We start from the raw sequence: 1,482 nt of genomic DNA, 5'->3' as shown, positions 1-1,482 counted from the left end.
TGTAAGCCCCAAATAGAAATGTCCGGTTTCTCCAAAGTAAAAATGTCCGCTTTTAGAATATATGCTTTTGCGATTTTCTTAGCGGACGGTTTGATATGTTGGTGTCTATGTCGGATAAAGAACTTAAACGATTGTCGGTTTTGCAGGAAATCTGCGATCAACGCATAACTCAATCCCAAGCTGCTCAGCTACTTCATATTTCAGAACGTCAGATCAGACGCTTACTGCAAAAATACAAAGCTCAAGGCTCAGCGGCATTAGCACATGCTGCACGTGGCCAAACCAGCAATTCCAAACTTCCTGAAGCACTCAGATTAAAGTGCCTTAATATGGTCGCTGAGCAATTCCATGGTTTCGGACCGACTTTAGCCCATGAAAAGCTGACCAGCGTTCATGGATTCGATCTTTCAGTGGAAACCCTGCGTTCCTGGATGATTGCAGCCGATTTATGGATTCCTCGCTCTAAGCGCCTAAAACGCCCGTATCAGCCTCGATATAATCGAGATTGCCTGGGTGAACTGATCCAAATTGATGGTTCACACCATGACTGGTTCGAAGGACGTGCTGCTAAATGCTGTCTACTGGTATTTATTGATGATGCCACAGGAAAATTGCAGCATTTACGCTTCTGTGAGTCAGAATCAGCCTTTGACTATATGATCTCGACACGCTTGTATGTCGAACAGCACGGTAAACCGTTGGCGTTTTACAGCGACAAACATTCAGTCTTTAGGGTGAATCAAAGCAGCAAGAAAGACACCAAGATTACGCAGTTTGGACGCGTACTCAGTACCCTCAATATCGATATCATCTTCGCTAACTCACCCCAGGCCAAAGGTCGTGTAGAACGTGCCAACAGAACCCTTCAGGACCGTCTGATCAAGGAAATGCGCCTCGAAGGTATCAGTTCGATTGCAGATGCGAATAAGTGGTTGCCCTGTTTTATCGAGCAGTTTAATCGTAAATTTGCCAAGATGGCTTTTAATCCCAAGGATCTACACCGGACTGTCACTGAAACAGCTGAGGAATTAGATGATATTTTTACCTGGCGTGAACCCCGCAGAGTCACGAATAGCTTGACCATTACTTATGATAAATGCGTATATCTACTGGAGAATACAGAAGAAAATCAGAAGCTAATCGGTAAGTATCTTGAGTTTCTAGAATACCCGGATGGTACTGTAGCCATCATGCATCAAGGTAGAAAGATCAATTACAGCATCTTCGATAAATTAAGTCAGCTCAACCAGCGCGAGATTGTTGAAAACAAGCGTTTAGGAACTGTACTTCATCATATTCAACAACAGCATGAAGAACTGGAACAGCAAAACAAACGCAATCGTTCTCAAAAGATGCCAAGCAGACGTGCACAGAAAACAGCAATTCAACAACGAAATATGAATCCTGTGCTTGACTTGGAAATGTCCATATAGGACATTTCTATTTGGTTATTAGGTAGGACATTTCTACTTGGGAATAACA

Annotated in this window: 1 protein-coding gene; it reads left to right on the top strand. The window is 43.1% G+C overall.

Features of this window, described 5'->3' with window-relative positions; genetic code table 11:
• Positions 1 to 107: 107 nt before the first annotated feature.
• Positions 108 to 1,433: an ISNCY family transposase gene (locus BLV99_RS17960; RefSeq protein ID WP_092693075.1), complete on the top strand. Its 1,326-nt coding sequence runs from the start codon at positions 108 to 110 to the stop codon at positions 1,431 to 1,433.
• The last annotated feature ends 49 nt before the right edge of the window (positions 1,434 to 1,482 follow it).

It is taken from the genome of Acinetobacter kyonggiensis, from assembly GCF_900107285.1.
In the GTDB taxonomy this organism is placed as follows: domain Bacteria; phylum Pseudomonadota; class Gammaproteobacteria; order Pseudomonadales; family Moraxellaceae; genus Acinetobacter; species Acinetobacter kyonggiensis.
The sequence above is the reverse complement of the archived record's forward strand: the minus strand, read 5'-3'. Positions and strand labels throughout refer to the sequence as shown.

Coding starts and splice junctions, on each gene's coding strand:
- BLV99_RS17960 (WP_092693075.1), top strand. CDS start 108: ATGTCGGATAAAGAACTTAAACGATTGTCGGTTTTGCAGGAAATCTGC.